The organism is Pseudoalteromonas sp. CF6-2, from assembly GCF_021729425.1.
GTDB classification, from domain to species: domain Bacteria; phylum Pseudomonadota; class Gammaproteobacteria; order Enterobacterales; family Alteromonadaceae; genus Pseudoalteromonas; species Pseudoalteromonas arabiensis.
In genome coordinates this window covers 3,597,501-3,622,777 of record NZ_CP091442.1, presented here as the reverse complement: position 1 = coordinate 3,622,777, position 25,277 = coordinate 3,597,501, and the positions used below count along the sequence as shown (strand labels likewise).

General features: G+C 41.5%; 24 protein-coding genes (1 of these 24 only partly in view). 22 read left to right on the top strand and 2 right to left on the bottom strand.

Annotated elements, in window-relative coordinates; genetic code table 11:
• Positions 1-486: 486 nt before the first annotated feature.
• From rpmH to yidC, 4 genes are all read left to right on the top strand, one after another.
• Positions 487-621 carry a 50S ribosomal protein L34 gene (gene rpmH, locus L3Q70_RS16750; RefSeq protein ID WP_045980711.1) on the top strand — a complete coding sequence of 45 codons (135 nt, stop codon included), beginning with the start codon at positions 487-489 and terminating at the stop codon, positions 619-621.
• A gap of 7 nt (positions 622-628) precedes the next feature.
• Positions 629-1,051, top strand: coding sequence for a ribonuclease P protein component (gene rnpA / locus L3Q70_RS16745; RefSeq protein WP_062568462.1), 423 nt, complete (start codon positions 629-631; stop codon positions 1,049-1,051).
• A gap of 128 nt (positions 1,052-1,179) precedes the next feature.
• Complete coding sequence (gene yidD, locus L3Q70_RS16740; RefSeq protein ID WP_054554794.1) at positions 1,180-1,452, top strand: membrane protein insertion efficiency factor YidD; 273 nt, start codon at positions 1,180-1,182, stop codon at positions 1,450-1,452.
• 8 nt (positions 1,453-1,460) lie between these two features.
• The gene (gene yidC, locus L3Q70_RS16735; protein WP_062568463.1) at positions 1,461-3,092 is read left to right on the top strand and encodes a membrane protein insertase YidC; all 1,632 of its coding nucleotides are present in this window, start codon (positions 1,461-1,463) and stop codon (positions 3,090-3,092) included.
• Between the two features lie 56 nt (positions 3,093-3,148).
• Here the strand turns inward: yidC and L3Q70_RS16730 are convergent, their stop codons facing one another.
• Together L3Q70_RS16730 and L3Q70_RS16725 are read right to left on the bottom strand one after the other, a co-directional pair.
• Positions 3,149-4,354, bottom strand: a complete 1,206-nt coding sequence (locus L3Q70_RS16730) for a PepSY-associated TM helix domain-containing protein (RefSeq protein WP_062568464.1) — start codon at positions 4,352-4,354, stop codon at positions 3,149-3,151.
• A gap of 9 nt (positions 4,355-4,363) precedes the next feature.
• The gene (locus L3Q70_RS16725; protein WP_062568465.1) at positions 4,364-6,511 is read right to left on the bottom strand and encodes a TonB-dependent siderophore receptor; all 2,148 of its coding nucleotides are present in this window, start codon (positions 6,509-6,511) and stop codon (positions 4,364-4,366) included.
• Between the two features lie 209 nt (positions 6,512-6,720).
• Here L3Q70_RS16725 and mnmE point away from each other — a divergent pair, with 209 nt between their 5' ends.
• The 18 genes from mnmE to L3Q70_RS16635 form a co-directional block, all read left to right on the top strand.
• Entirely contained in the window at positions 6,721-8,085 is a 1,365-nt protein-coding gene (gene mnmE / locus L3Q70_RS16720) for a tRNA uridine-5-carboxymethylaminomethyl(34) synthesis GTPase MnmE (RefSeq protein WP_062568466.1), read from the top strand.
• 146 nt (positions 8,086-8,231) lie between these two features.
• Complete coding sequence (locus tag L3Q70_RS16715; RefSeq protein ID WP_237114646.1) at positions 8,232-8,972, top strand: isocitrate lyase/phosphoenolpyruvate mutase family protein; 741 nt, start codon at positions 8,232-8,234, stop codon at positions 8,970-8,972.
• Between the two features lie 586 nt (positions 8,973-9,558).
• Complete coding sequence (gene mioC / locus L3Q70_RS16710; RefSeq protein ID WP_237114645.1) at positions 9,559-10,008, top strand: FMN-binding protein MioC; 450 nt, start codon at positions 9,559-9,561, stop codon at positions 10,006-10,008.
• 428 nt (positions 10,009-10,436) lie between these two features.
• Positions 10,437-12,326 carry a tRNA uridine-5-carboxymethylaminomethyl(34) synthesis enzyme MnmG gene (gene mnmG / locus L3Q70_RS16705; protein WP_193988063.1) on the top strand — a complete coding sequence of 630 codons (1,890 nt, stop codon included), beginning with the start codon at positions 10,437-10,439 and terminating at the stop codon, positions 12,324-12,326.
• 15 nt (positions 12,327-12,341) lie between these two features.
• Positions 12,342-12,962, top strand: a complete 621-nt coding sequence (gene rsmG / locus L3Q70_RS16700) for a 16S rRNA (guanine(527)-N(7))-methyltransferase RsmG (RefSeq protein ID WP_062568478.1) — start codon at positions 12,342-12,344, stop codon at positions 12,960-12,962.
• Positions 12,963-12,974: 12 nt separating this feature from the next.
• On the top strand, positions 12,975-13,760 hold the full coding sequence (locus L3Q70_RS16695; protein WP_062568479.1) for a ParA family protein: 786 nt from the start codon (positions 12,975-12,977) through the stop codon (positions 13,758-13,760).
• A 20-nt stretch (positions 13,761-13,780) separates the two neighbouring features.
• Entirely contained in the window at positions 13,781-14,692 is a 912-nt protein-coding gene (locus L3Q70_RS16690; RefSeq protein ID WP_237114644.1) for a ParB/RepB/Spo0J family partition protein, read from the top strand.
• 160 nt (positions 14,693-14,852) lie between these two features.
• Complete coding sequence (locus L3Q70_RS16685) at positions 14,853-15,233, top strand: ATP synthase subunit I (RefSeq protein WP_237114643.1); 381 nt, start codon at positions 14,853-14,855, stop codon at positions 15,231-15,233.
• Positions 15,234-15,248: 15 nt separating this feature from the next.
• Positions 15,249-16,106, top strand: a complete 858-nt coding sequence (atpB, locus tag L3Q70_RS16680; protein WP_062568482.1) for a F0F1 ATP synthase subunit A — start codon at positions 15,249-15,251, stop codon at positions 16,104-16,106.
• A 56-nt stretch (positions 16,107-16,162) separates the two neighbouring features.
• Positions 16,163-16,396, top strand: coding sequence for a F0F1 ATP synthase subunit C (atpE, locus tag L3Q70_RS16675; RefSeq protein WP_004335261.1), 234 nt, complete (start codon positions 16,163-16,165; stop codon positions 16,394-16,396).
• Between the two features lie 42 nt (positions 16,397-16,438).
• The gene (atpF, locus tag L3Q70_RS16670) at positions 16,439-16,909 is read left to right on the top strand and encodes a F0F1 ATP synthase subunit B (protein WP_054554807.1); all 471 of its coding nucleotides are present in this window, start codon (positions 16,439-16,441) and stop codon (positions 16,907-16,909) included.
• Between the two features lie 16 nt (positions 16,910-16,925).
• Entirely contained in the window at positions 16,926-17,459 is a 534-nt protein-coding gene (atpH, locus tag L3Q70_RS16665) for a F0F1 ATP synthase subunit delta (protein ID WP_062568483.1), read from the top strand.
• A gap of 14 nt (positions 17,460-17,473) precedes the next feature.
• The gene (atpA, locus tag L3Q70_RS16660) at positions 17,474-19,015 is read left to right on the top strand and encodes a F0F1 ATP synthase subunit alpha (protein WP_054554809.1); all 1,542 of its coding nucleotides are present in this window, start codon (positions 17,474-17,476) and stop codon (positions 19,013-19,015) included.
• A gap of 59 nt (positions 19,016-19,074) precedes the next feature.
• On the top strand, positions 19,075-19,935 hold the full coding sequence (gene atpG, locus L3Q70_RS16655; RefSeq protein WP_062568484.1) for a F0F1 ATP synthase subunit gamma: 861 nt from the start codon (positions 19,075-19,077) through the stop codon (positions 19,933-19,935).
• 32 nt (positions 19,936-19,967) lie between these two features.
• The gene (gene atpD, locus L3Q70_RS16650) at positions 19,968-21,353 is read left to right on the top strand and encodes a F0F1 ATP synthase subunit beta (RefSeq protein ID WP_054554811.1); all 1,386 of its coding nucleotides are present in this window, start codon (positions 19,968-19,970) and stop codon (positions 21,351-21,353) included.
• Between the two features lie 13 nt (positions 21,354-21,366).
• Positions 21,367-21,789, top strand: a complete 423-nt coding sequence (locus L3Q70_RS16645; RefSeq protein ID WP_054554812.1) for a F0F1 ATP synthase subunit epsilon — start codon at positions 21,367-21,369, stop codon at positions 21,787-21,789.
• Between the two features lie 267 nt (positions 21,790-22,056).
• Entirely contained in the window at positions 22,057-23,415 is a 1,359-nt protein-coding gene (glmU, locus tag L3Q70_RS16640) for a bifunctional UDP-N-acetylglucosamine diphosphorylase/glucosamine-1-phosphate N-acetyltransferase GlmU (protein WP_193988061.1), read from the top strand.
• Between the two features lie 140 nt (positions 23,416-23,555).
• Positions 23,556-25,277, top strand: the 5' portion of a protein-coding gene (locus L3Q70_RS16635; protein WP_237114642.1) for a choice-of-anchor I family protein. The gene runs 63 nt beyond the window's last position; only the first 1,722 of its 1,785 coding nucleotides appear in the window; its start codon is at positions 23,556-23,558; the stop codon falls past the right edge of the window.

Genomic DNA, 25,277 nt, shown 5'->3' with positions numbered 1-25,277 from the left:
TAATTTTATTCCCGTTCATCTTAAATGATGGAAAATCAAACATTTATTGCTAATCTTTGACCGATTTTATCGACCCAGACCGACTATTATGAAGGCACTTTATCCACAAGTACAAGATTGATTTTTCTGAAAAAGATGATCTCACGCAAAAAAACAAGTAACACCATGATTTATAGTGTGTTTATTTTTTCAACCTGAACACTGATCATAGCAAATTTGCAGGCAGATCGCGATCGAAATCTACGATCTAATTTACTTTTCCCAAGCTTTTATTCACTTTTTATACAGAGGCTGTGGAAAACTTCTTATTTATGATGATCCTATATGATCAGGATAAAGGATCCTTTATAATTACTACCTCTGCAGCGTTTTAATGATTGACTTTTGTGGTCTTCATCTATAATATCTCGCGCTCGCAATGGCACCTGTGCCAGGATCGCGACCTGCATAGGATGTTTTAACCTTAACCGATCGGATGGAATTGTTATGAAAAGAACTTTTCAACCTAGCGTTTTAAAACGCAAACGTACACACGGTTTCCGTGCTCGTATGGCATCAGCAAATGGCCGTAAAGTATTAGCTCGTCGTCGTGCTAAAGGCCGTAAAGTACTTTCTGCTTAATATATAAGTGGAAGACTTTAGCTTCAGCAGGGAGTTACGTTTGTTAACTCCCTCGCATTACTCCCGCATTTTTAATGAACCAGCACGCGCTGCGACTCCTTTCTTTACTTTATTAGCCAAACGCAATGACCAAGCTAATCCTCGGTTAGGTCTTACGGTTGCAAAAAAACGCGTTAAAAAAGCCTGTCAACGAAATCGAATTAAACGCCTTGCTCGCGAAAGTTTCCGTTTAAATCAACATAAACTCGATAACATTGATATAGTGCTTATGGTTAAAAGTGGTATTGATGAGCAGTCAAACGCAGAGCTAACCAAACAATTGGATAAATTGTGGCGAAAAATTAATGAACGCTGCAAGCCAGGTGCACCAAAGCCACCTCCTTTTAAAAAACGCCCCAATAAATTGGCTAAATCTAATAAACAAGCCTGATAGCAATAGAATTACAGGCTTAATTAGGGTATCTTTAGCTCACCTTTTAATCATGCATTTAAAATTCTATATTGGGAATTTAAATTCATGGTATCCATTGACTAAATTAACGCAGGGGCAGACACATCATGAGGTTACTTAAGCCACTTGTTGCTATTCCAAAGCGCTGTTTAGTCATGCTTATACGCGGCTATCAAAAATGGGTAAGCCCGTTATTAGGCCCGCATTGTCGTTTTAATCCAACCTGCTCAAGTTATGCTATTCAAGCAATTAATTTGCATGGAAGTGTAAAAGGCAGTTGGTTAGCTGTTAAACGCATATTAAAATGCCACCCTTTACATGCTGGTGGGGATGATCCCGTACCGGCAAAAAATCATATTAACCACCAACACGAGAAATAAGAGCTGTTATGGAATCGCAACGCACGTTTTTATTAATCGGCTTGATGCTTGTGTCGTTTTTATTATTCCAAGAATGGAATAACGACTACAATGCACCAAAAGCTGATCCAAGTGCCACAACACAAACACAAGGCGCAACAACACCAGAATCAGATGAGTTTATTCCGGCATCATCTGACGGTGATGTACCTGCAGTTACAACTGCAAAGCGCTCAGTTATTGATGTAACAACTGATGTGTTTACTGTAAAAATTGACACCCGCGGTGGTGACATTATTGAAGCAGACCTACTTCAATATGAAGAGACAAAAGGAAGTGATACTCCTTACATGCTCCTAGGTGTGTTTGACGGTAAACAATACTTCTCACAAAGTGGCTTGATAGGCTTAAATGGCCCCGACGCAACAGTCAAAGGCCGCCCTGTTTACAAAACCACACAAAAAGCATTTACATTAAATGGTGATGAGCTGCGTGTTCCACTTGAATTCACTGACAGTAAAGGTATTACGTTTACTAAGACTTATATTTTCAAAAAAGGTAATTACGCCGTTGATTTAGAGTACACAGTAAACAACGTAACAGCAGAGCCTATTCAAGTTCAGCTATACACGCAAGTTAAGCGTACTGTACAAGAAAAAGGTAGCTTAGTTGATCAAAACTACCTAGGTGCAGCTTACGGTACTGAAGAAGAGCCATACGAAAAGTACAGCTTCTCAGACATGGCTGATAAAAACCTCAACATCACTACATCTGGCGGTTATATCGCATTTATCCAACATTACTTCGTAAGTGCATGGGTGCCAAAGCAAGATCAACAAAATACCCTTTACAGCAAACTAGTTGCTGGTAATGCAGCCATTATTGGTACTAAAGGTGAAGCGGTAAATGTTCAGGCAGGCTCACAAACGACTCTTTCTTCTACGTACTACATGGGCCCAAAAGAGTCTGATGTACTAGAAGCAATTCACCCAGACTTAGACCTCACAGTAGACTATGGTTGGTTATGGTTTATCTCTCAACCATTATTTGTATTACTGAAGTGGTTACACAGCATCCTAGGTAACTGGGGTCTGGCAATCATTGCAATTACGGTTATCGTTAAAACTGCAATGTACCCACTTACAAAAGCGCAATATACGTCGATGGCGAAGATGCGCGCATTACAACCTAAAATGGCTGCTCTAAAAGAGAAGTATGGCGATGATCGTCAAAAATTCGGTCAAGCTATGATGGAAATGTATAAGAAAGAAAAAGTGAACCCTATGGGTGGCTGTTTCCCTCTTTTACTACAAATGCCTATTTTCTTAGCCTTATTCTACGTATTCCTAGAATCAACTGAGCTACGCCATGCTGAATTCGTTTTATGGTTAAATGACTTATCAGCAATGGACCCATACTATGTATTACCAGTTCTATTTGGTTTAAGTATGTTCGTTACTCAGAAGCTGCAACCTATGACAGTTCAAGATCCTATGCAGCAAAAAATGATGACCTTTATGCCTGTAATCTTCTCAATTTTCTTCTTATGGTTCCCATCTGGTCTAGTACTTTACTGGTTAGTATCGAACCTTATCTCAATCGCACAGATGCTAATCATCTACCGCGGTATGGAGAAAAAAGGTATTAAGGTAAGAGGCTAAACTCTTAACCCAACAAAAAAGGCGCTAACTGCGCCTTTTTTCATACCTGAAAATAGCTAACCCAGAATCGGAGAATAAACCTGATTGGGTACACTGCGCTCAGTAAAGCTCAAACTTGTTGTTAGTAGCGAAGCAACCACCAAACCGATTGCAATCATCCCTGATAATCCAAGCCACTTTACAGCCGTTGTTTTACGCTTAACCCTAAGCCAACTCATATAGATGCCAGCAGCGCTTACAAAGCTCATCAATGCACCAAATAACCCCCAAATAAGCTTGGTACCAATTCCTGCAAAGTTACCAAAATGCAAAGGATCAGCGGTATCGGTGATTCTTGCGACAATAGGTAATTGTTCCCCTTTTTGTATGCCAAGAACTTCACCGGAGCTTGGCTCCAAATACACACGATTAGCACGTAGACGAAGTAAAATATCATTGTTATAACCACGCACTTCAATAGGTTGATCCGCTTTATTAGGATAACGAATATAGCGAATATCAAGGCTGGGAAATGCCTGTTGAGCGGCCTCATAAGCAGCAGCTAAACTAATTGGCGATACATCTTTACGAGGACTTTGTTTTTTAAACTCACTCACAGCTGGTGGAGCAGAAACAGTGTGTGGCACTTTTGCGGTTTGCAGCCCATGTTCGACTAAATACCAAATCCCTGTAATTGCCATCACAGCAATAAACCATAAACTCCAAAGCCCTAACAGCTTATGCCAATCAGACCAACTACTGCGCTTATCAAGGCTAAGCGCAGCAGGCTTTTTTATAAAGCCTTGCCACCAGCGCCGATACACATAAAAACTCGAAACCAATAAAATAACGAGTAACATACTCAAACTGGTGACGATTAATTTACCTGTCCAGCCCATCGACAAGTTCATATGCCAGTTACGTAAAAACCGCGATATCCGCGCCCACTCTCCTCCACCGAGTAAGGTGCCGGTTGCTGCATCTAAATAAACAAAACGAAATGAGTCACCAACTTTAAGGGCCGCTTCAGTGGCAAGGTAATCTTGCTTATGACGTTGTATATAGAGTATCTGAGCTTGCGGATAATGCTTATTAAGGGTGTTTTCGAGAGCAAGGTAGTTAGTAGAGGAAGAAGAACTTAAAGCACGGTACTTAGCGCCTGTTAAGTACTCGAGTTCATGGCTTAACGTAGCGAGTGTGCCCGATACGCAAGTAACAAAAAGCAGGACTCCAACAAAGAGTCCTGCCCAAGAGTGTAAGTTAAACCAACTTTTAGCGTTCACACGCCACCATTAAAAGCTATATTTAGCACTTAAATAGACACGGCGTGGTTCACCAGGAAAGTGCCCTGTTCGCTCGATAAAGCCGCTGCTTGCGTATTCTTTATCAAACACGTTCTTAACTGATAGCTGCCATTGCCAGTTATCGACCCTTGTTTGCCACGCCATGTTGTAAACAGTGTAAGGTTTAACGTGTTGGCCACCTAAACTAAGCTGTTCATCAACATAATCTAAGCCAGCAGAAATGGATGACGATAAGCTAGGTAGCTCATAGCGTGTCCATATACCTAGAGTATTTTGCGGCGCGTTAGCAAATTTATCGCTATCAGGAATTTGGTTAGTAATACTATCATTTGCTTCAGTGATACGGGTATCATTATAAGCATAGCTTGCAGTAACTACCCAGCGCTCAGTGATGTCACCAACCACTTCGAGTTCAAAACCTTTACTTTGTACTTCACCAACGGCAACTAAATCATCAACGCCGTCACCTGCAACATCACCTAATAAGCTAGGCTGCAGGATATTTTTGCGGACAATATCGTACACAGCCATATTAACAGCAAGTGTGTCTTCTAATAATTTAGTTCTTAAACCCAACTCATTAATACGGCTAGTCTCTGGCGAGAATGGGCCGCCTTTAGCTGTTTCTTGATTACTGGCACTTTGCGGTACAAAGCCAGTACCATGTAACGCATAAGGGAAGAACATATTGTTAATGTTATAGCTGGTACCAATTCGGTAGGTTAAGTCGCTATCAGAAAACTCTGTTTGATTTAACAAATCTTTATCTTCAAAACGATCATACCTTAAGCCAGCAGTCACACTCCAATTTGCGGTGATATCTAGCTGGTCTTGCAAGTACGCACCAAAACGGGTGCTATTCGTTTTGCCAAGCCTTGGTGTAATACTATCAAGGTCATAATCATCAGCAGAGGTTAAACCATATTCAGGGTTGTTAAGAGCAAGACCAGGTACAGGGCCACCTTTACTTTGTTGTGTAGCTGTACGGTAAACGCTTTCAAAATCATGTTCATACCAATCACTACCAAACAGCACTTGATGCTGCATGTCTGCCACTACAAATTCTGCAATCGCATTAGCTGTTAAGCTAAAGCCTTTGTTCTCACGTACTTGATCACGAAACTCACGGTGGCTCCAATCAACAATACCGTCGTCATCTGTATCAACGAGGCCTCTTGGTTCATGGTAGTTTTGCACTTCTTTGTTATCAAAATAACGTGCTGTAACATCTGTGCGCCAAACATCATTAAACTCATGTTTTAAAGTAGCCTGATAAACATGGGCTTCAACATTTTGAAAGTCTGTCGCCTCGTTATGATTCCAGCTAATATCAGTTAGAAAATTGCCATTATCATCGGCAGGCACACCACGTAAACGTGCTCCACCCAACTCTTGCTCTATATAGGTATACTGAGTGGTCAATTCGGTTGCACTATTTATAAACCACGTATAACCAAGATCAACAATGGTATTATCGCTGCTAGTATTAGCGCGGAATGGTTTTTCAGTATCACGGTAAAGACCAATACGATAAGCATGGTTATCAAGTGACTCACTTAAAGTCCCCGTGCTTTCTAATGCGCCACTGAAGAAGTCATCATTCCCCACTTCCACTTCAATACTGTGCTCACTGGTGAATTTAGGCTTCTTAGTTACATAGTTAATAATACCGCCTGGATTACCACTGCCGTATATAGCACCAGCAGGCCCTTTTAAAACCGCAACTTGTTCAATATTAAATAATTGCGGTACAGCAAAGCCATTGAAAGGATCGCCCTTCACACCATCGTATAAAATCTCATCTTGGCGAAAGCCACGGAATGTCACGCCCGAATAACTAAAAGCATTAACACCAGCAATATTGCTATAAAGGTCGGTAATTTGCCGAGCAGCCTGATCGCTAATCAGCTCCTGCGGCAAAATTTGAATTGACTGAGGAATTTTCTCTAAAGGTGTATTGGTACGAGTAGCAAAGCTAGACTCGGTTGGCCGATATAAAGAAAACGCACGACCAACAACTTCTATTTTTTCGAGTTCTTTTAAATCATTTTGATCAGAAGTAGCAACTTCAGTTTGCGAATGAGCAATACCTGAAAAACCCGCAGCAAGAGCAATAAAAACAGCAGAAAAACGCATAATAAAAAGGGACAAGATTAATAATGTGCAACATGTTAATGAATATAATTATCATTTGCAATATGTGTTTATTATTAATTAAAGCTAAATAAAGTATTACTTACATCAGGCTTTTGCTACTTCATTACTCAAACAGCTATTCGCATGAAATTAAGCCATAGGTTACAATAGAGCCAGCATTCATTCTTTTATTGGCATTATTTCATCGCATGATTAATCAAGACACAATTGCAGCACAAGCGACCGCACCTGGACGTGGTGGGGTTGGTATTATTCGCGTCTCTGGCAGCTTAGCTAAAACAGTGGCAGAGCACATTATTGGCCGTTGCCCTAAAACACGTTACGCAGACTATGTGCCCTTTAAAAGCTTGAGCGGTGAACAGCTTGACCAAGGTATTGCTATTTACTTCCAAGGGCCAAACTCATTTACCGGCGAAGACGTACTTGAACTACAAGGTCACGGCGGTCCTGTTGTATTAGATATGCTATTAAAAGAGATTAGCCAAATTGACGGTGTTCGTTTAGCAAAGCCAGGAGAGTTCTCTGAGCGCGCATTTATGAATGACAAGCTTGATTTAACTCAAGCTGAGGCAATTGCCGACCTCATCAATGCAACCAGTGAACAAGCTGCAAAAAGTGCACTCCAATCTCTACAAGGTGAATTTTCTAAGCACATCGAAACGCTGGTGGAGAAAGTCATTCACCTACGTATGTATGTTGAGGCCGCGATTGATTTTCCAGATGAAGAAATCGACTTCCTATCAGACGGTAAAGTATCCGCAGATCTCAATGCTATTATTGATCAATTAGAGAATGTAACTCAGCAAGCTAAACAAGGTAGCATCATGCGTGAAGGTATGCGTGTTGTTATTGCCGGTCGCCCTAATGCTGGTAAATCAAGCTTATTAAATGCGTTAGCTGGCCGAGATGCAGCCATCGTTACCGAAATAGCTGGCACAACACGTGATGTATTACGTGAGCATATTCACATTGACGGTATGCCACTGCATATTATTGATACCGCAGGTCTGCGTGAAAGCCCAGATAAAGTTGAGCAAATTGGTATTGAGCGCGCATGGGATGAAATTAACCAAGCCGATCGCGTACTATTTATGTTAGATGGCACAGATACATCAGCCACTGACCCTCATGATATCTGGCCGGAGTTTATGGCCAAGTTACCAGAAGGTATGGGCGTTACTGTGATCCGAAATAAAGCCGATATTTCTGGTGAAAATGTCGGTATGGATGAACATGATCAATATCCAGTGATCCGCTTAAGCGCTAAAAATGCAGAAGGTATAGAGTTAGTTCGTACTCACTTAAAGGCATGTATTGGTTTCCAAGGTGCCACAGAAGGTGGATTCATGGCGCGCCGTCGTCACCTAGATGCACTTGATCACGCAGCCTATCATTTAAACACGGGCAAAGAGCAATTAGAGATGCATATTGCTGGTGAGATCCTGGCTGAAGAGTTACGTCTAACTCAACAGTTCTTAAATGAGATAACGGGTGAATTTACTTCTGATGACCTACTAGGGAAAATCTTTAGTTCGTTCTGTATCGGTAAATAAATTCCGGTCATCAATATTTATAAAAAGAGTCTTTAGACTCTTTTTTTGCTTTTAATCCAGCAATCAATTATCGGTTCAGGGCCGAAACCAGCCAGTAATTAATTTCATATCAATTAGTCTAGCGATGTCATTAAACGGAGGACATCATGGACAAATATCAACTCTTTCACCAATTACACCACCAGCAAAAGGGCTTTGTACTCGCTAATGCGTGGGATCTAAGTTCTGCACAATTCATCCAAGCTGCGGGAGCTAAGGCTGTAGCAACAACCAGCTGGGGTATTGCTGCCAGTTTAGGTCTAGCTGATGGTGAAAACATTTCTTTTCAAACTCAGATAACGCTGGTTAAAAGCTTAACCAAACACCTTCATATTCCACTTTCTGTCGATATAGAGTCAGGTTACAGTAACGATCCGCAGCAAATCAGCCAAAACGTTTTAGTATTAGCAAGATTAGGGGTTGTAGGCATCAATATAGAAGATTCAGACAAAGACACTGACACACTGAGATCCATTGAGCAGCAATGCACTATTATTAGTGAGATAAAGAAAGTACTTAACGAAAATGGCTTCGGTAGTTTATTTATTAACGCCAGAACCGATACCTACTTTGTTAGTGACAGCCCTTTTCAAGCAACATTGAAGCGTGCAAAAGCATATCAAGATGCAGGTGCAGACGGTCTGTTTGTGCCCGGCATAACTAACATTGAGCACATAACCAGCTTAGCTAACACGATAGATATGCCACTAAATGTGATGGCGATAAACAATTTTAACTCAGCAAAAGCGGCTTTCGCTGGTGGCGCAAAACGGTTTTCATTGGGTAATTCGCTCTATGATCTAGTCGGTAATACGATAAAAACCAGTTTAACTCAGATCGAAAATTAATATTGCGAGCTAAAAAATCAGATCAAAACAGCTTTTAAGATCGAATTTAGCTAAAAATGTTATCCACATTTGGGGCTTTTTTAGATCTAAAGGCTGATTTGATCATAAAAAAACGCTGTAATTTGAATCTATTTTCATACAACGGCCTTTTTTAATAACTAATTTTCTTAAAAACACCCTAAATTGGCGCTTATTTTAGTTTTTTTCGATCTATTTTATTGATCGCAAATTGCAAACCGATCGTTATCAACAAGCGATCTATCCACAAAACGATCATACTCACTATTTAAATCAGATCTAAAAAACAAAGCACTTACGCACAATTAAAGATCAACAACTTAGCAAAGTTATACAGTGTCTAAATTCTAGCTTGATCAGAACTTTCCCCAAATTTATTAACAGCTTGATCAAAGGGTTTAATTTATGAACCAATATAAAAAACCATTAAAAACAGTTAATTATAAAAAACATTAAATTTAAGCTGTTATTTTAAGCAGAAAAACTTATTCAGATCGTAATTCAACGCTTTACTCACACCCTAACTTAGTTATCATGTGGCCACTTATTTCTATACATGATCAATCACATGCAATCAGTAAATATCATCGTTGGCAGCCAAATGGGATCTGCTGAATACGTGGCAGAGCAACTGGCAGAAGCCCTTGAACAACAAGGAGTTCTAGTGCAGCTTCACGAACAGCCTGAATTTGATGATATTGCTCAGCAAGATACTATTTGGTTGTTATGTACTTCGACATATGGTGCGGGAGACTACCCAGAGAACCTACTGCCATTTGTTGAATCAATTAACCAACAGGCTGATCTTAAAGGATTAAACTACAGTGTGATCGGATTAGGTGACACTAGTTACGACACCTATAATTATGCAGGCCGTAATCTCGATGAATTATTAGCAAATAAAGGTGCAAACCGCGTGGCAGAACGCTTAGAGCTCAATATTATTGATGAAGCATTACCAGAAGACACAGCATTAGCCTGGTTACCAAGCTGGATCGAGTCAGTAGGACTCAATTAAGCCGATCGGTGTTGATCGTTGTAATAAAAGTTACCCACAATTTACTGATAATTTAGATCGGATTGTGGATAAACACTGATCTAACTGCGATTTTAACCTAGTTTATCCCTTGGATAAGATCCAACTGATATTCCCCTGTGTATAAATAGCCCTTTTGATCAAAGCTTGTACTCGGGAAGATCCGATCATACTAACACCTTTAGATCTGCGTTAAGATCATGTTTTAAATAGTAAAGCGAACATTATCAACAGATCTAGCCGTTACTAATAGTAAGAGTAATAAAAGATCTCTTTAAAAGATCCTTTATATTATTAGAGATCACCCACTTAGATCTTGAGCACTGTTTAATCATTTATCTTCTCTAAATTTCTAGGTAGAATACGCTCCCTTTACAAAGTTTTGCTGGTTGATTAGTAGGATCCCATAAATGATTTTTCACGAACGTTTTGATGTTATTGTTGTAGGTGGTGGACATGCAGGTACTGAAGCTGCATTAGCATCTGCTCGCATGGGCATGAATACCCTATTGCTAACTCATAATATGGATACCCTTGGTCAAATGTCTTGTAATCCGGCAATTGGCGGTATTGGTAAAGGCCATTTAGTTAAAGAGATCGATGCACTTGGTGGTGCAATGGCTCAGGCTATTGATAAAGGCGGTATTCAATTTCGTACTTTAAACTCATCTAAAGGCCCTGCTGTACGTGCTACACGTGCGCAAGCTGACCGTGCTTTGTATAAAGCAGCTATTCAACACACTTTACAACATCAAGAAAATTTAAAGATCTTCCAACAATCATGTGACGATCTAATCGTTGAAGGTGATCGAGTAATCGGTGTTGTAACTCAAATGGGTCTTCGTTTTAGCGCGCCTTCTGTGGTTCTTACCGTGGGTACTTTCTTAGGTGGTCAGATCCATATTGGTTTAGAGAACTTCAAAGGCGGTCGTGCCGGTGATCCACCTTCAATTGCACTTGCAGAGCGTTTACGTGAATTACCGTTTCGTGTTGATCGCTTAAAAACAGGCACGCCTCCTCGTATTGATGCGCGTACTGTTGATTTTAGCAAAATGCAAGAACAACCTGGTGATACCCCAACGCCTGTATTCTCATTTATGGGTAAACAAGCAGATCATCCACAGCAGATCCCGTGTTACATCACTTATACAAATGAAAAAACACATGATGTGATCCGCAATAACTTACATCGCTCACCTATGTATTCAGGCGTTATTGAAGGTATTGGTCCACGTTACTGCCCTTCAATCGAAGATAAGATCGTACGTTTTGCTGATAAAGATAAACATCAAATCTTTGTTGAACCTGAAGGTCTAACATCATACGAATTATATCCAAATGGTATCTCGACAAGTTTACCGTTTGATGTGCAACTTGAAATTGTGCAATCAATCACTGGTTTTGAAAATGCACATATTTGTCGTCCTGGTTATGCTATTGAGTATGACTTCTTTGATCCGCGCGACTTAAAGCAATCATTAGAAACGAAATTTATTAATGGTTTATTCTTCGCAGGTCAAATCAATGGAACAACCGGTTACGAAGAAGCCGGCGCACAAGGTTTAATCGCGGGTATGAACGCGGCATTACAAGTACAGGGCAAAGAGTCTTGGACACCTCGCCGTGATGAAGCATACACAGGTGTACTAATTGACGATTTAGCAACATTAGGTACTAAAGAACCGTACCGTATGTTTACCAGCCGTGCTGAATACCGTTTATTACTTCGTGAAGACAATGCTGACATTCGTTTAACTGCTAAAGGCCGTGAACTTGGCTTAGTTGATGATGCTCGTTGGGCTGCCTTTAACGAAAAAATGGAAATCATCGAAAAAGAAACGCAACGTTTAAAAGAAACATGGATCCACAAAGATCACGTTGCTGTTGATCAAGTAAACGCGCTATTAAAAACACCACTTACGCGTGAAGCGAGTTTAGAGGATCTGATCCGTCGTCCTGAAATTCGTTATAATGACCTAATGGCGATCGATGGTTTAGGTTCTGAGTTTGATAACCAAGCTGCACTTGAGCAAGTTGAAATTCATACTAAGTATGCAGGCTATATTGCTCGTCAACAAGATGAGATCAACAAGCAACTACGTCATGAACAAACTGTATTACCAAAAGACTTTGATTATTCAACTGTTTCTGGTTTATCAAATGAGGTTATTGCAAAGCTTACTGATAGTCGTCCTGATACAATTGGCCAAGCGTCACGTATTTCAGGTATCACCCCTGCTGCTATTTCGCTATTATTAGTTTATCTGAAAAAGCAAGGCTTACTGCGCAAGACTGCGTAGTTGGTGAGGAATACAGTGTTACAACAACAATTAACTTCACTGTTAGCGCAAACTGACATTGCGCTAACAGAAAAACAGCAACAACAACTTGTGCAATATGTTGAATTACTCGACAAGTGGAACAAAGCTTATAACTTAACCTCTGTTCGTTTACCTGAAGAAATGATGGTTAAGCATATTATGGATAGCTTAGTTGTTGCACCACACCTTGAAGGCAAACATTACATTGATGTAGGTACAGGCCCTGGTTTACCGGGTATCGTATTAGCTATCGCTTTACCTGATACACAATTTGTATTGTTAGATAGTTTAGGTAAACGGGTGCGCTTTTTGATGCAGGTAAAACATGCACTAGGCCTTGAAAATGTAACCCCAGTGCAGTCTAGAGTTGAAGAATATCAACCAAGTGTTAAATTAGATGGTGTTTTAAGTCGTGCATTCGCTTCATTGCAAGATATGGTTGACTGGTGTGCGCACTTGATTGATCATTCAGGTAAATTTATCGCCTTAAAAGGCGTGTTTCCGAGCGAAGAACTAGACTCATTACCTAAAGGTATTAAGTTTGATGAAAAAATCAGCTTGGAAGTACCTGAGTTAGATGCACAAAGACATCTAATCATTCTATCTAAAGACTAGGGATCAGACACTGTGGCAAAAGTCATCGCATTAGCAAACCAAAAAGGGGGAGTTGGTAAAACAACCACCGCTGTGAATCTTGCGGCATCTATGGCTGCGACGAAGCGTAAAGTGTTATTAATCGATCTTGATCCGCAAGGAAACGCTACTATGGGTAGCGGTGTCGATAAATACGGCGATGTAGCAACGATTTACGATTTATTAATTGAAGAAACCCCGATTAATGAAGTTATTAATAAAGAAACGTCAGGTGAATATCATTTAATTGCAGCAAATGGGGATGTGACAGCCGCAGAAGTTAAATTAATGGAATTGTTTGCACGTGAAGTGCGCTTACGCAATGCACTTGAACAAATTCAAGACCAATACGATTTCATTTTTATCGACTGCCCACCTTCACTTAATATGCTAACGGTTAATGCTATGGCTGCCGCAGATTCGATTTTAGTTCCGATGCAATGTGAGTATTATGCCCTTGAAGGTTTAACCGCATTGATGGATACCATCACGCAACTATCTAAGTTAGTAAATCCAGCGTTAACAATTGAAGGTATTTTACGCACCATGTATGATCCGCGTAATCGCCTTGCAAATGATGTATCTGAACAACTAAAACAACATTTTGGCGATAAAGTTTATCGTACCGTTATCCCACGTAATGTCCGTTTAGCAGAAGCGCCAAGTTTTGGTGCCCCTGCCATGTATTATGACCGTGCATCAAGTGGCGCTAAAGCATACTTAGCCCTTGCCGGTGAAATGTTACGTAGAAAAGAGAAAACTTCTTCAGCAGTAGCCTAACTTTGAGGTAAAAAAATAACATGTCTGCTAAAAAACGCGGTTTAGGCCGAGGACTCGATGCTTTATTAAGTTCATCAAAACCTGCCCCTAGTGCAGATAATCAGCAACAAGCTACAGCAAAGCCAGAACAAGTCTCTGAGGTTGTTGCAGAGCAAAGTAAAGGTGAACTGCAAAAGTTAGCGATTGAGTTTTTACAGTCGGGTAAATATCAACCTCGTAAAGACATGTCTGAAGAAGCGCTAGAAGAATTAGCAAGCTCAATACGAGCACAAGGTATTATTCAGCCGATTGTTGTGCGCCCTATTGGTGCAAATAAATACGAAATTATCGCTGGTGAGCGTCGTTGGCGTGCAGCCCAATTGGCAAAGTTAGATACCGTGCCGTGTATCATCAAGGACGTGCCAGACGAAGCTGCTGTTGCTATTGCCCTTATTGAAAACATTCAACGTGAAGATCTCAATGCAATGGAAGAAGCGATTGCTCTTAATCGTTTGTTGAATGAATTTGAACTGACTCACCAACAAGTCGCAGAAGCCGTTGGTAAATCGCGTACTACAGTAACTAACTTACTGCGTCTGAATAACCTTAACGACGATGTTAAAATATTGTTAGAGCATGGCGACATTGAAATGGGTCATGCGCGCTGTTTATTAGCACTTGACGGTGAAGCGCAGTCTGATGCCGCAAGATCGGCCGTCGCTAAAGCATTAACAGTACGTGAAACAGAAAAATTAGTACGCGCTATTTTAGAACCAGCACCTGAAAAAGAAGTGCAAGAAAAAGATCCAGATGTCAAACAGTTAGAGCAAAAGCTCGCTGAAAATTTAGGCGCTAAAGTTGAAATAAACTACAACAAAAAGGGCAAAGGCAAACTGGTTATTTCATATACAAATCTTGATGAGTTAGATAGCATTTTAAGCCGTATAAATTAAGACTATTCCCGTCATTAATTAATAACATGTCCAAAAAGAGACATTTGTGGTGTTTTTGCACTACAAAGGGTCGACTCAAGTTGCAAAACTGGTAGGAATCAGTATAATTTCGCCAGTTTTCATACCCTGACAATTTGAACGTTTACAAGGTTAATAAAACGTGACTAATAAGTTAGCAAAGCCATATCGGCTTGCCGCATTTAAATTAATTTGTCTTCAGGGTATCGTAGCGCTTATCGCTGCAGTAATTGTTTTTGTAGGTTGGGGAGTCAATGCCGGCCAGTCAGCGCTTGCTGGCGGAGCTGTTGCACTACTCCCTAATTTTGTATTTGTCGTCTATGCATTTAGATATATGGGTGCTAGTCGGATAAATCAAGTGTATGCCTCGCTCAAGCGCGGCAACGGATTAAAATTTATGCTAACAATCGTATTGTTCGCACTAATACTGAAGTCTTATACGGTCATTTTATTGCCGTTTTTTTGTGTGTATGTATTGGTGTTGTTCAGTGGATTGTTTGCGCCCGTTTTTTTTAATCATTAACTTTTGGGATATAACATGGCTGCAGAAGAAGTAACTCTATCAAGCCATATTCAGCACCACTTAACGAACGCTAAGATGTGCTCGACCGACGCTGGTCTTGCCTTCAACAAAGCGTGTGCAGACAGTGGTTTCTGGACATGGAATATAGATACCCTCGCATGGTCAATCGGTTTAGGTCTTGTCTTTTTATGGATCTTCCGTAGTGCCGCTAAAAAAGCAAATACCGGTGTACCTGGTAAATTTCAGTGCTTCATTGAAATGATTGTTGAGTTCGTTGGTGACAACGTACGTGACACATACCACGGTAAAAGCGCATTAATCGCTCCATTAGCTCTGACGATTTTCGTTTGGGTGTTCTTAATGAACTTAATGGACTTGATTCCGGTTGATTTCCTACCTGCATTCGCTGGCTTCGTTGGCGAGCAAGCATTTGGTATGGACCCTCACGATGTTTACATGAAGATTGTACCGACAACAGACATCAATATGACTGCTGCACTAGCTATTGGTGTATTCATTCTGATGATCGGTTACGCAATCAAAATCAAAGGGATTGGCGGATTCATAGCTGAATTAACGCTTCACCCATTTAGCTCTAATAACAAGCTAGCGATGGTGTTCTTAATCCCATGTAACTTATTACTAGAAACAATCGCTTTAGTTGCTAAGCCATTCTCGTTAGCACTGCGTTTATTCGGTAACTTATATGCTGGTGAGTTGATTTTCATCTTGATCGGCGCAGTTGGTTTAATGCAACTACCGTTGCACTTTATTTGGGCTGCATTCCACATCTTAGTAATCGTATTACAAGCATTCGTATTTATGATGCTGACTATCGTTTACCTAAGCATGGCAAGCTCAGATAATCACTAATTTTTTACACTTTTAAATTTTAACTTTAATTTACAATTGAAACTTTGGAGAAAAAAATGGAACTAGTATTAGGTCTTAAGTATATCGCTGTTGCTCTACTTATCGGCTTCGGTGCAATCGGTACTGCTATCGGCTTCGGTAACATGGGTGGTAAATTCCTAGAAGCGTGTGCTCGTCAACCTGAGCTTGCACCTTCATTACAAGTTAAGATGTTCATCCTTGCTGGTCTAATCGATGCTGTAGCTATGATTGGTGTTGGTATCGCAATGGTATTGTTGTTCGTACTTTAATATTATTTTTTGAACAGCTTACTATTTTAAGGAGGAGCGGTCGTGAACTTAACAGCCACTCTTATCGGTGAATTAATTGCATTTACGGTTTTCGTACTTTTCTGTATGAAATACGTATGGCCACCACTAAATGGTGCAATTGAAGCTCGCCAGAAGAAAATCGAAGATGGTTTAGCTGCCTCTGATAGAGCCGAAAAAGACTTAGAACTTGCGCAAAAGAAAGCTGCTGAGCAGCTTAAAGAGGCAAAAGCTCAAGCGGCTGATATCATTGAACAAGCTAAAAAGCGTGCCACGCTAATCGTTGACGAAGAAACTGTTCGTGGTCAACAAGAGCGTGAAAAAATTATTGCTCAAGGGCACTCTGAAATCGAAGCAGAGCGTAACCGTGTAACAGAAGAACTACGTAAACAAGTAGCGACGCTGGCAGTGGTTGGTGCTGAGAAGATTTTAGAGCGCGAAATCAATCAAGCCGCACACAGTGACATCGTTGAAAAACTTGTCGCTGAGCTGTAATTAGGAGGGTATGAGCATGTCTGAATTGGCTACTATCGCTCGCCCATACGCTAAAGCGGCTTTTGAACTTGCCGTTGAAAAAGGCACTGTTGAAAGTTGGAACGACATGCTGTTCTTTGCTGGCCATGTTGCCAGCAACGAGCAAGCCGCTGCCGCGTTAGCTGGATTGCCTACTGCTACTGAACAAGCCGATCTGTTTATCAAGATCTGTGCAGAGCAGCTCAACGAACAAGGTCAGAACCTAATCAAGGTGATGGCTGAAAATGGACGTTTAGTTGCACTGCCTGCTGTTGCTGAGTTATTCGCTGAATTTAAAGCGGACTACGACAAAGAAATCGACGTAGATGTGGTTTCTGCAACACCGCTTGCTGCTGAGCAGCAAGCATCATTGGTAGCGGCACTTGAAAAACGTTTCGCACGCAAAGTTAAGCTGAATTGTAGTGAAGATACTACAGTTGTTGGCGGTCTTATCATTAAGGCGGGTGACACTGTAATTGACGGCTCTGTACGTGGCAAATTAGCCCGCTTAGCTACATCACTACAATCGTAATTGGGAAAAAGAGCATGCAACTTAATTCCACTGAAATTTCAGATCTGATCAAACAACGTATTGAGCAGTTCGAAGTTGTAAGTGAAGCTCGTAACGAAGGTACTATCGTATCTGTTACTGACGGTATCATCCGCATCCACGGTCTAGCTGACTGTATGCAAGGTGAGATGATTGAGCTTCCTGGCAACCGTTATGCTATCGCACTAAACCTTGAGCGTGACTCAGTAGGTGCAGTAGTAATGGGTCCTTACGCTGACCTTAAAGAAGGCGTAAAAGTTAAATCAACTGGTCGTATCCTAGAGGTTCCTGTTGGTCGTGGTCTACTTGGTCGTGTTGTTAACACACTAGGTGCACCTATCGATGGTAAAGGCGCTTTAGATAACGACGGTTTTGAACCTGTTGAGAAAATCGCACCAGGCGTTATCGAACGTCAATCAGTAGATGAGCCAGTACAAACTGGTTATAAATCTATCGATGCGATGATCCCAGTAGGTCGTGGTCAACGTGAGCTTGTGATCGGTGACCGCCAAACGGGTAAAACTGCATTAGCAATCGATGCTATCATCAACCAAAAAGGTACAGGCGTTAAGTGTGTGTACGTTGCAGTTGGTCAAAAAGCATCTACTATCGCTAACGTAGTACGTAAATTAGAAGAACACGGTGCACTTGAAAACACGATTGTTGTTGTTGCATCTGCTTCTGAATCTGCGGCACTTCAGTACCTAGCACCATTCTCTGGTTGTACTATGGGTGAATACTTCCGTGACCGTGGTGAAGACGCGCTAATTGTATATGATGATTTATCTAAGCAAGCTGTTGCTTACCGTCAAATCTCATTACTACTTAAGCGTCCACCAGGCCGTGAAGCATACCCAGGTGACGTATTCTACCTTCACTCACGTCTTCTAGAGCGTGCATCACGTGTAAACGCTGATTACGTTGAGAAGTTCACTAATGGTGAAGTGAAAGGTAAAACAGGTTCATTGACGGCATTGCCAATCATTGAAACTCAAGGCGGCGACGTTTCTGCGTTCGTACCGACAAACGTTATCTCTATCACCGATGGTCAGATCTTCTTAGAAACTGACTTATTCAACTCAGGTATCCGTCCAGCTGTTAATGCTGGTATCTCGGTATCGCGTGTTGGTGGTGCAGCGCAAACTAAAATCGTTAAGAAACTAGGTGGTGGTATCCGTCTAGCGTTAGCTCAGTACCGTGAATTAGCTGCGTTCTCGCAGTTCGCGTCTGACCTTGACGATGCAACACGTGCTCAATTAGAGCATGGTGAGCGCGTAACAGAGCTAATGAAGCAGAAACAGTACGCACCAATGTCTGTTGCTGAAATGTCTCTGTCGCTATTTGCTGCTGAAAAAGGCTACCTAAAAGATATCGAAATCGCGAAAATCATGGATTTCGAAGCTGGCCTAATTTCTTACGCAAACAGCACATACGCAGAGCTAATGGCTCAAATCAATGAAACTGGTAACTACAACGCTGAGATTGAAGCGCAACTTAAAGAACTTCTAGAGAAGTTCAAGTCGACGCAAACTTGGTAATTTAGTTATGAATGGTGAGCTTTAGGCAACTAAAGCCCACCTGATTCGGAGAGAGAGTCATGGCCAGCGGAAAAGAGATTAAAAGCAAGATCGGGAGTATCAAGAATACTCAGAAGATCACCAGCGCAATGGAAATGGTTGCTGCGTCTAAAATGAAAAAAGCGCAGGAACGTGTGGCGTCAAGCCGTCCATACGCTGAAAACTTACGCCAAGTGATTGGTCGTGTTGCTCAAGCAAATCTTGATTTTACTCACCCTTTCTTAGAAGAGCGTGAAGTAAAACGAGTTGGTTATATTGTTATCTCTACTGACCGTGGTCTATGTGGTGGCTTGAACTCAAATGAGTTCAAAAAAGTTGCCCTAGACGTGAAAGCGTGGAAAGAAAAAGGCGTTGAAGCTGAATTTACTACTTTAGGTAGCAAAGCAGCTGGCTTTTTCCAACGTTTTGGCGGTAAGTTAGTCGCTAAAAAAGCGAACTTAGGAGATACACCTTCACTACAAGACGTGATTGGTCCTGTAAAGACAATGCTAGATGCATACTCTGAAGGTAAAATTGACCGCTTATACGTCGTATTTAACAAGTTCGTTAATACGATGAAGCAAGAGCCAACAATCGATCAGTTACTCCCTTTGCCAAAAGCTGAAGAAGAAGTATCTCAACATTCTTGGGATTACTTATATGAGCCAAACCCAGATGCGATTTTAGAAGCTCTGTTAGTACGCTTTATTGAGTCTCAAGTATACCAAGGTGTAGTTGAGAACGCTGCCTCTGAACAGGCTGCCCGTATGGTTGCAATGAAAGCTGCAACTGATAACGCAGGCGACCTTATGGATGAGTTACAGCTTGTTTATAACAAGGCTCGTCAAGCTGCAATCACACAAGAAATCAGTGAGATTGTTGGCGGTTCGGCAGCAGTTTAACGCTTCGGCAAAGTTTAATGAGAGGAATAGACATGAGTTTAGGTAAGGTCGTCCAAATTATCGGCGCCGTTGTGGATATCGAATTTCCACAAGACAACGTGCCAGCCGTATATGACGCACTAAAAGTAACAGATGGCGACTTAGCGGGTTTAACTTTAGAAGTTCAACAACAGCTAGGTGGCGGTGTGGTACGTGGTATCGCACTTGGTACTACTGACGGTTTACGTCGTGGTACTGCAGTAGAAGGTACAGGTCAGCCAATCCACGTTCCTGTAGGTACGAAGACACTAGGTCGTATCATGGACGTATTAGGTAACCCTATTGATGAAGCTGGTCCAATTGGTGAAGAAGAGCGTATGTCTATTCACCGTGCAGCACCTTCTTATGAAGAACAATCAAGTTCAGTAGAACTTTTAGAGACGGGTATCAAGGTAATCGACCTTGTATGTCCATTCGCTAAAGGTGGTAAAGTTGGTCTATTCGGTGGTGCCGGTGTTGGTAAAACCGTAAACATGATGGAACTTATCCGTAACATCGCAATCGAGCACAGCGGTTACTCAGTATTCGCAGGTGTTGGTGAGCGTACTCGTGAGGGTAATGACTTCTACCATGAGATGAACGACTCAAACGTACTAGATAAAGTATCGCTAGTATACGGTCAAATGAATGAGCCACCGGGTAACCGTTTACGCGTAGCATTAACGGGTCTTACTATGGCTGAGAAGTTCCGTGACGAAGGTCGTGACGTACTTTTCTTCGTTGATAACATCTACCGTTATACTCTAGCGGGTACAGAGGTATCAGCACTTCTAGGTCGTATGCCTTCAGCAGTAGGTTACCAACCAACTCTTGCTGAAGAAATGGGTGTACTTCAAGAGCGTATCGCATCGACTAAGACGGGTTCAATCACTTCAATCCAAGCGGTATACGTACCTGCGGATGACTTAACTGACCCATCTCCAGCAACAACGTTTGCTCACTTAGATGCAACAGTAGTACTTTCTCGTGATATCGCTTCACTTGGTATCTACCCAGCGGTAGACCCACTTGATTCATCTTCACGTCAACTTGACCCACTAGTAATCGGTCAAGAGCACTACGATACTGCGCGTGGCGTTCAAACAGTTCTTCAACGTTATAAAGAACTTAAAGACATCATCGCAATCCTAGGTATGGACGAGCTTTCTGACGAAGATAAGCAAGTTGTATCTCGTGCACGTAAAATCCAGCGTTTCCTATCTCAGCCGTTCTTCGTTGCTGAGGTATTCACAGGCGCGCCTGGTAAATACGTGTCACTTAAAGACACAATTGCTGGCTTCAAAGGTATCTTAAACGGTGAGTTTGATGATATGCCAGAGCAAGCGTTCTACATGGTTGGCTCTATTGAAGAAGCTCAAGAAAAAGCCAAAAGCATGTAATTAGGAGGGTAGTATGGCGGCTATGACTGTACATCTTGACGTAGTAAGCGCAGAAGAGAGCTTGTTCTCTGGTCTGGTTGAATCGATTCAAGTGAGTGGTAGTGAAGGTGACCTTGGTGTTAACTATGGTCACGCTCCATTATTAACTGCCCTAAAACCTGGTATGGTACGTTTAGTTAAGCAATTTGGTCACGAAGACGTGATGTATATTGCTGGCGGTACGCTAGAAGTTCAACCGGATCGCATCACGATTCTTGCAGATACTGCAGTACGTGGTGAAGACCTAGACGAGCAAGCGGCTGAAAAAGCGAAACGTGATGCTGAAGAGCAAATGGCGAATACGTCAACTGCTGAGTTAGATTATCAACAAGCTGCAGTGCAACTTGCTGAAGCAATCGCTCAACTTCGCGTAATTCAACAATTACGTAAAAAGTAAGCCTACTCGGTTTTAAAAAAGCCCACTTCGTGTGGGCTTTTTTGTGTCTAAGCATAAATTTTTCGTAAAGATGCTGTTATCACACTTATATCCTTCATCAAACCCCGATAGAATGTCTTGTATCAAAAGTAAGTGGGTTTTTCATTTAAGGTTCAGTCCTGAGCATTAGGATTGAGTATTTGCACATGAGGTGACTTACGTAACCTTGGGTAATTAATTACTTACTCCAATCAGTAAATAAAACAAAGAAAGAAGGATATTGTTTTAATGTCTCTGACAACCGTTATTCTTGCTGCGGGTAAAGGCACTCGTATGCGCTCAGCACTACCAAAGGTATTACACAAAGTTGCTGGTAAACCTATGGTGCAACACGTGATTGATAATGCCACTGCCCTTGGTGCTCGTGAAACAAACCTTGTCTACGGTCATGGTCGTGATCAGCTACAAGCTGCCCTATCACACAATCAAGTAAACTGGGTATTACAAGAAGAGCAACTTGGTACTGGCCATGCGGTGGCTGTTGCTAAGCAGCACATTGCTGATGACGACACTGTGTTGATTCTCTATGGTGATGTGCCATTGACCAAACGTGCCACATTAGAAAAGCTACTTGCTGCGACCCCTAAAAATGGTCTTGCAGTATTAACGGTCACTTTAGACGACCCTTCTGGGTATGGCCGTATGCTTCGCGAAAATGGCAAGCTAGTCGGCATTATTGAACAAAAAGATGCTTCGCCTGAGCAACTCGCAATTAAAGAAATCAATACCGGTATTATGGCTGCCAATGGTGAGTTACTTAAACGTTGGTTAGGTAATCTATCTAACAATAATGCCCAAAGTGAGTACTACCTTACAGATATCGTTGCGATGGCACACAGCGAAGGGGTTGAAATTACTTCTGCACAGCCTGAGCACCCGATGGAAGTTGAAGGCGCTAACAATCGAGTGCAATTAGCGGCACTTGAGCGTGCTTATCAAGCATGGCAAGCAGAAGAACTAATGCTGAACGGCGCAACACTTGCTGATCCTGCTCGTATTGATGTGCGTGGTGAAGTAACAACAGGCGAAGATGTACTCATCGACGTTAATGTTATTTTCGAAGGCAAAGTAACACTAGGCAATAACGTGCAAATTGGCCCTAACTGCGTACTTAAAGATTGCACTATTGGTGATAACGTCATTATTAAAGCTAATTCAATTGTTGAAGAAGCCACGGTTGCAGCTAAATGTACTCTTGGCCCTTATGCTCGCCTTCGCCCTGGTGCGATTATGGAAGAAGACTCGCATATCGGTAACTTTGTTGAGATGAAAAAGACTCGCTTAGGCAAAGGCTCAAAGGCAAATCACCTTACCTACTTAGGTGACACTGAAGTTGGTGAAAAAGTGAATATTGGCGCAGGTACTATTACTTGTAACTATGATGGCGTAAACAAATCAAAAACTATTATCGGTGATAACGCCTTTATTGGGTCTAATTCATCACTAGTAGCACCGGTGAATATTGGCTCAATGGCAACGGTTGGCGCAGGTTCTGTTATTACTAATACTGTTGAAGACGAGCAGCTTGCAGTCGCTCGTGGCAAACAACGTAATCTAACTGGCTGGAAGCGTCCAACCAAAAAGTAGTGAGCTACCCTACTAATTTATAAAGAAAAGCGAGTTTGTACTCGCTTTTTTTGTGGCTGATTTATTCTCATAAAAGTGCCATATAGCTGTAATGCCTGCGTGTTGTAATTGGGTCAATACAATACCAAGGAAAAATAATAATGTTAAAAAGATCAATTATTGCGCTATCACTTTTAACCATTCTTACTGGCTGCTCATTAGACAGTGACGACGGCAAAGACGGCCTACAAGGTGAACAAGGTCCAGCAGGTCAAGACGGAGCAAATGGCGAAGATGCAAACGCTACTTTAAGTATTAATCTTATCGGCCGCGCAGTGCTGAACGCAGAAAGCCCTGAAGGGGCAGCAGAAATTGTCGCTTATCAAACTTCTAAACAACGAATTTTTGCTATTAATAGCTCGGGTGATTCTGCCGTTGTGAATATCATAAAAGCTGATAGTTTTGACTCTGCAGCTTTAGTAAAAGATAACGAAGGGGTTATAAACGGCACTAATTTAACCTCAGAGATTACCCTTGCACTGAATGAGCACAGTGCTGGCGATGCAAACAGTATCGCTATTGATGCTAATAATGAATTTTTAGCCGTCGCAATGGCAGCCAGTAATACCGGTGATGCTGGCTTAATTGCATTTTATGATATTAGTGGCGATGAGCCTCAGTTTATTAAGAATGTAACGGTAGGCGCCCTGCCCGACATGGTCACATTTAGTCATGACGGCAAAAAAGTATTGGTTGCAAATGAAGGTGAACCTAATGGTGATTACAGTATTGACCCTGAAGGCTCAATTAGCATTATTAATATCAACGATGGTGTAATTGCAGATACTGCTATTAGCATTACTTTTTCTGCTTATAACGATAAACAAGCTGAGCTTGAAGAACTTGGGGTTGTATTTGCTAACCCGACAGGTCGAACAATCAACGGTAATTTGATTAATACAACCGTGGCTATGGATTTAGAACCTGAATACATCAGCGTTTCGAAAGATAATAAATTTGCTTACGTGTCACTACAAGAAAATAACGCCCTTGCTATCGTCAATCTTGAAGATAATAGCCTAGAGCTTAAAGGCTTAGGTTTTAAAGATTGGTCTAATTTGCTTTTTGATGCATCTGATAAAGACGGCGGGGTTAACTTTAAATCATACCCTGGCCTCTATGGCATGTATCAACCAGATACTATTTCAAGCTTTACCTGGAAAGGTGCTAACTTTATTGTCACAGCGAACGAAGGTGATGCACGAGAATACTTCTTTGATACAAGCGACGAAGCTGATTGTTTAGCAAAAGGTGGTCTTGATTACAATGAAGATGATGGTTGTTTATCATATATAGATGAAACCAGAGCTAAAGACTTAACACTGGCAAGCAATTTTGACTACCTGAACAATGACAACAGTGATATTGGCCGTTTAAAAGTGACCACTGTTAAAGGTGATGAAGATAATAATGGTGAATACGAATCATTCTATGCATATGGTGCCCGCTCTTTTACCATCTGGGATGGTAACGGCATGGTGGTTTTTGACTCTGGCGATCAAATCTCACGCATTACTGCATCAGTTCATGGGGAAGCATTCAATAATAACGAAGATGAAAATGACGGTGATAGTCGCTCTGATGACAAAGGTGCTGAACCAGAAGCATTAGCGCTGGGTACGATTGGCGAACGTACATTCGCATTTATTGGTTTAGAGCGTATGGGTGGCATTATGGTGTTTGATATTACTAATCCATACAATGTGACATTCCAAGATTACTTTTTTAATCGTGGTCTTGAAGCTGATGCAGGTATTACGGGTGATCTTGCCCCTGAAGGTATGGCATTTATACCTGCAGAACAAAGTGCAACGAATGAAGCA

What these genes read in the sequence shown, in the direction of transcription:
- atpB (WP_062568482.1), top strand. Translation starts at nt 15,249, where the DNA reads ATGGCTGCAGAAGAAGTAACTCTATCAAGCCATATTCAGCACCACTTA.
- yidC (WP_062568463.1), top strand. Translation starts at nt 1,461, where the DNA reads ATGGAATCGCAACGCACGTTTTTATTAATCGGCTTGATGCTTGTGTCG.
- L3Q70_RS16715 (WP_237114646.1), top strand. Translation starts at nt 8,232, where the DNA reads ATGGACAAATATCAACTCTTTCACCAATTACACCACCAGCAAAAGGGC.
- atpA (WP_054554809.1), top strand. Translation starts at nt 17,474, where the DNA reads ATGCAACTTAATTCCACTGAAATTTCAGATCTGATCAAACAACGTATT.
- L3Q70_RS16725 (WP_062568465.1), bottom strand. Translation starts at nt 6,511, where the DNA reads ATGCGTTTTTCTGCTGTTTTTATTGCTCTTGCTGCGGGTTTTTCAGGT.
- atpD (WP_054554811.1), top strand. Translation starts at nt 19,968, where the DNA reads ATGAGTTTAGGTAAGGTCGTCCAAATTATCGGCGCCGTTGTGGATATC.
- glmU (WP_193988061.1), top strand. Translation starts at nt 22,057, where the DNA reads ATGTCTCTGACAACCGTTATTCTTGCTGCGGGTAAAGGCACTCGTATG.
- rpmH (WP_045980711.1), top strand. Translation starts at nt 487, where the DNA reads ATGAAAAGAACTTTTCAACCTAGCGTTTTAAAACGCAAACGTACACAC.
- mnmE (WP_062568466.1), top strand. Translation starts at nt 6,721, where the DNA reads ATGATTAATCAAGACACAATTGCAGCACAAGCGACCGCACCTGGACGT.
- L3Q70_RS16690 (WP_237114644.1), top strand. Translation starts at nt 13,781, where the DNA reads ATGTCTGCTAAAAAACGCGGTTTAGGCCGAGGACTCGATGCTTTATTA.
- atpG (WP_062568484.1), top strand. Translation starts at nt 19,075, where the DNA reads ATGGCCAGCGGAAAAGAGATTAAAAGCAAGATCGGGAGTATCAAGAAT.
- atpE (WP_004335261.1), top strand. Translation starts at nt 16,163, where the DNA reads ATGGAACTAGTATTAGGTCTTAAGTATATCGCTGTTGCTCTACTTATC.
- mnmG (WP_193988063.1), top strand. Translation starts at nt 10,437, where the DNA reads ATGATTTTTCACGAACGTTTTGATGTTATTGTTGTAGGTGGTGGACAT.
- mioC (WP_237114645.1), top strand. Translation starts at nt 9,559, where the DNA reads ATGCAATCAGTAAATATCATCGTTGGCAGCCAAATGGGATCTGCTGAA.
- yidD (WP_054554794.1), top strand. Translation starts at nt 1,180, where the DNA reads ATGAGGTTACTTAAGCCACTTGTTGCTATTCCAAAGCGCTGTTTAGTC.
- atpH (WP_062568483.1), top strand. Translation starts at nt 16,926, where the DNA reads ATGTCTGAATTGGCTACTATCGCTCGCCCATACGCTAAAGCGGCTTTT.
- L3Q70_RS16645 (WP_054554812.1), top strand. Translation starts at nt 21,367, where the DNA reads ATGGCGGCTATGACTGTACATCTTGACGTAGTAAGCGCAGAAGAGAGC.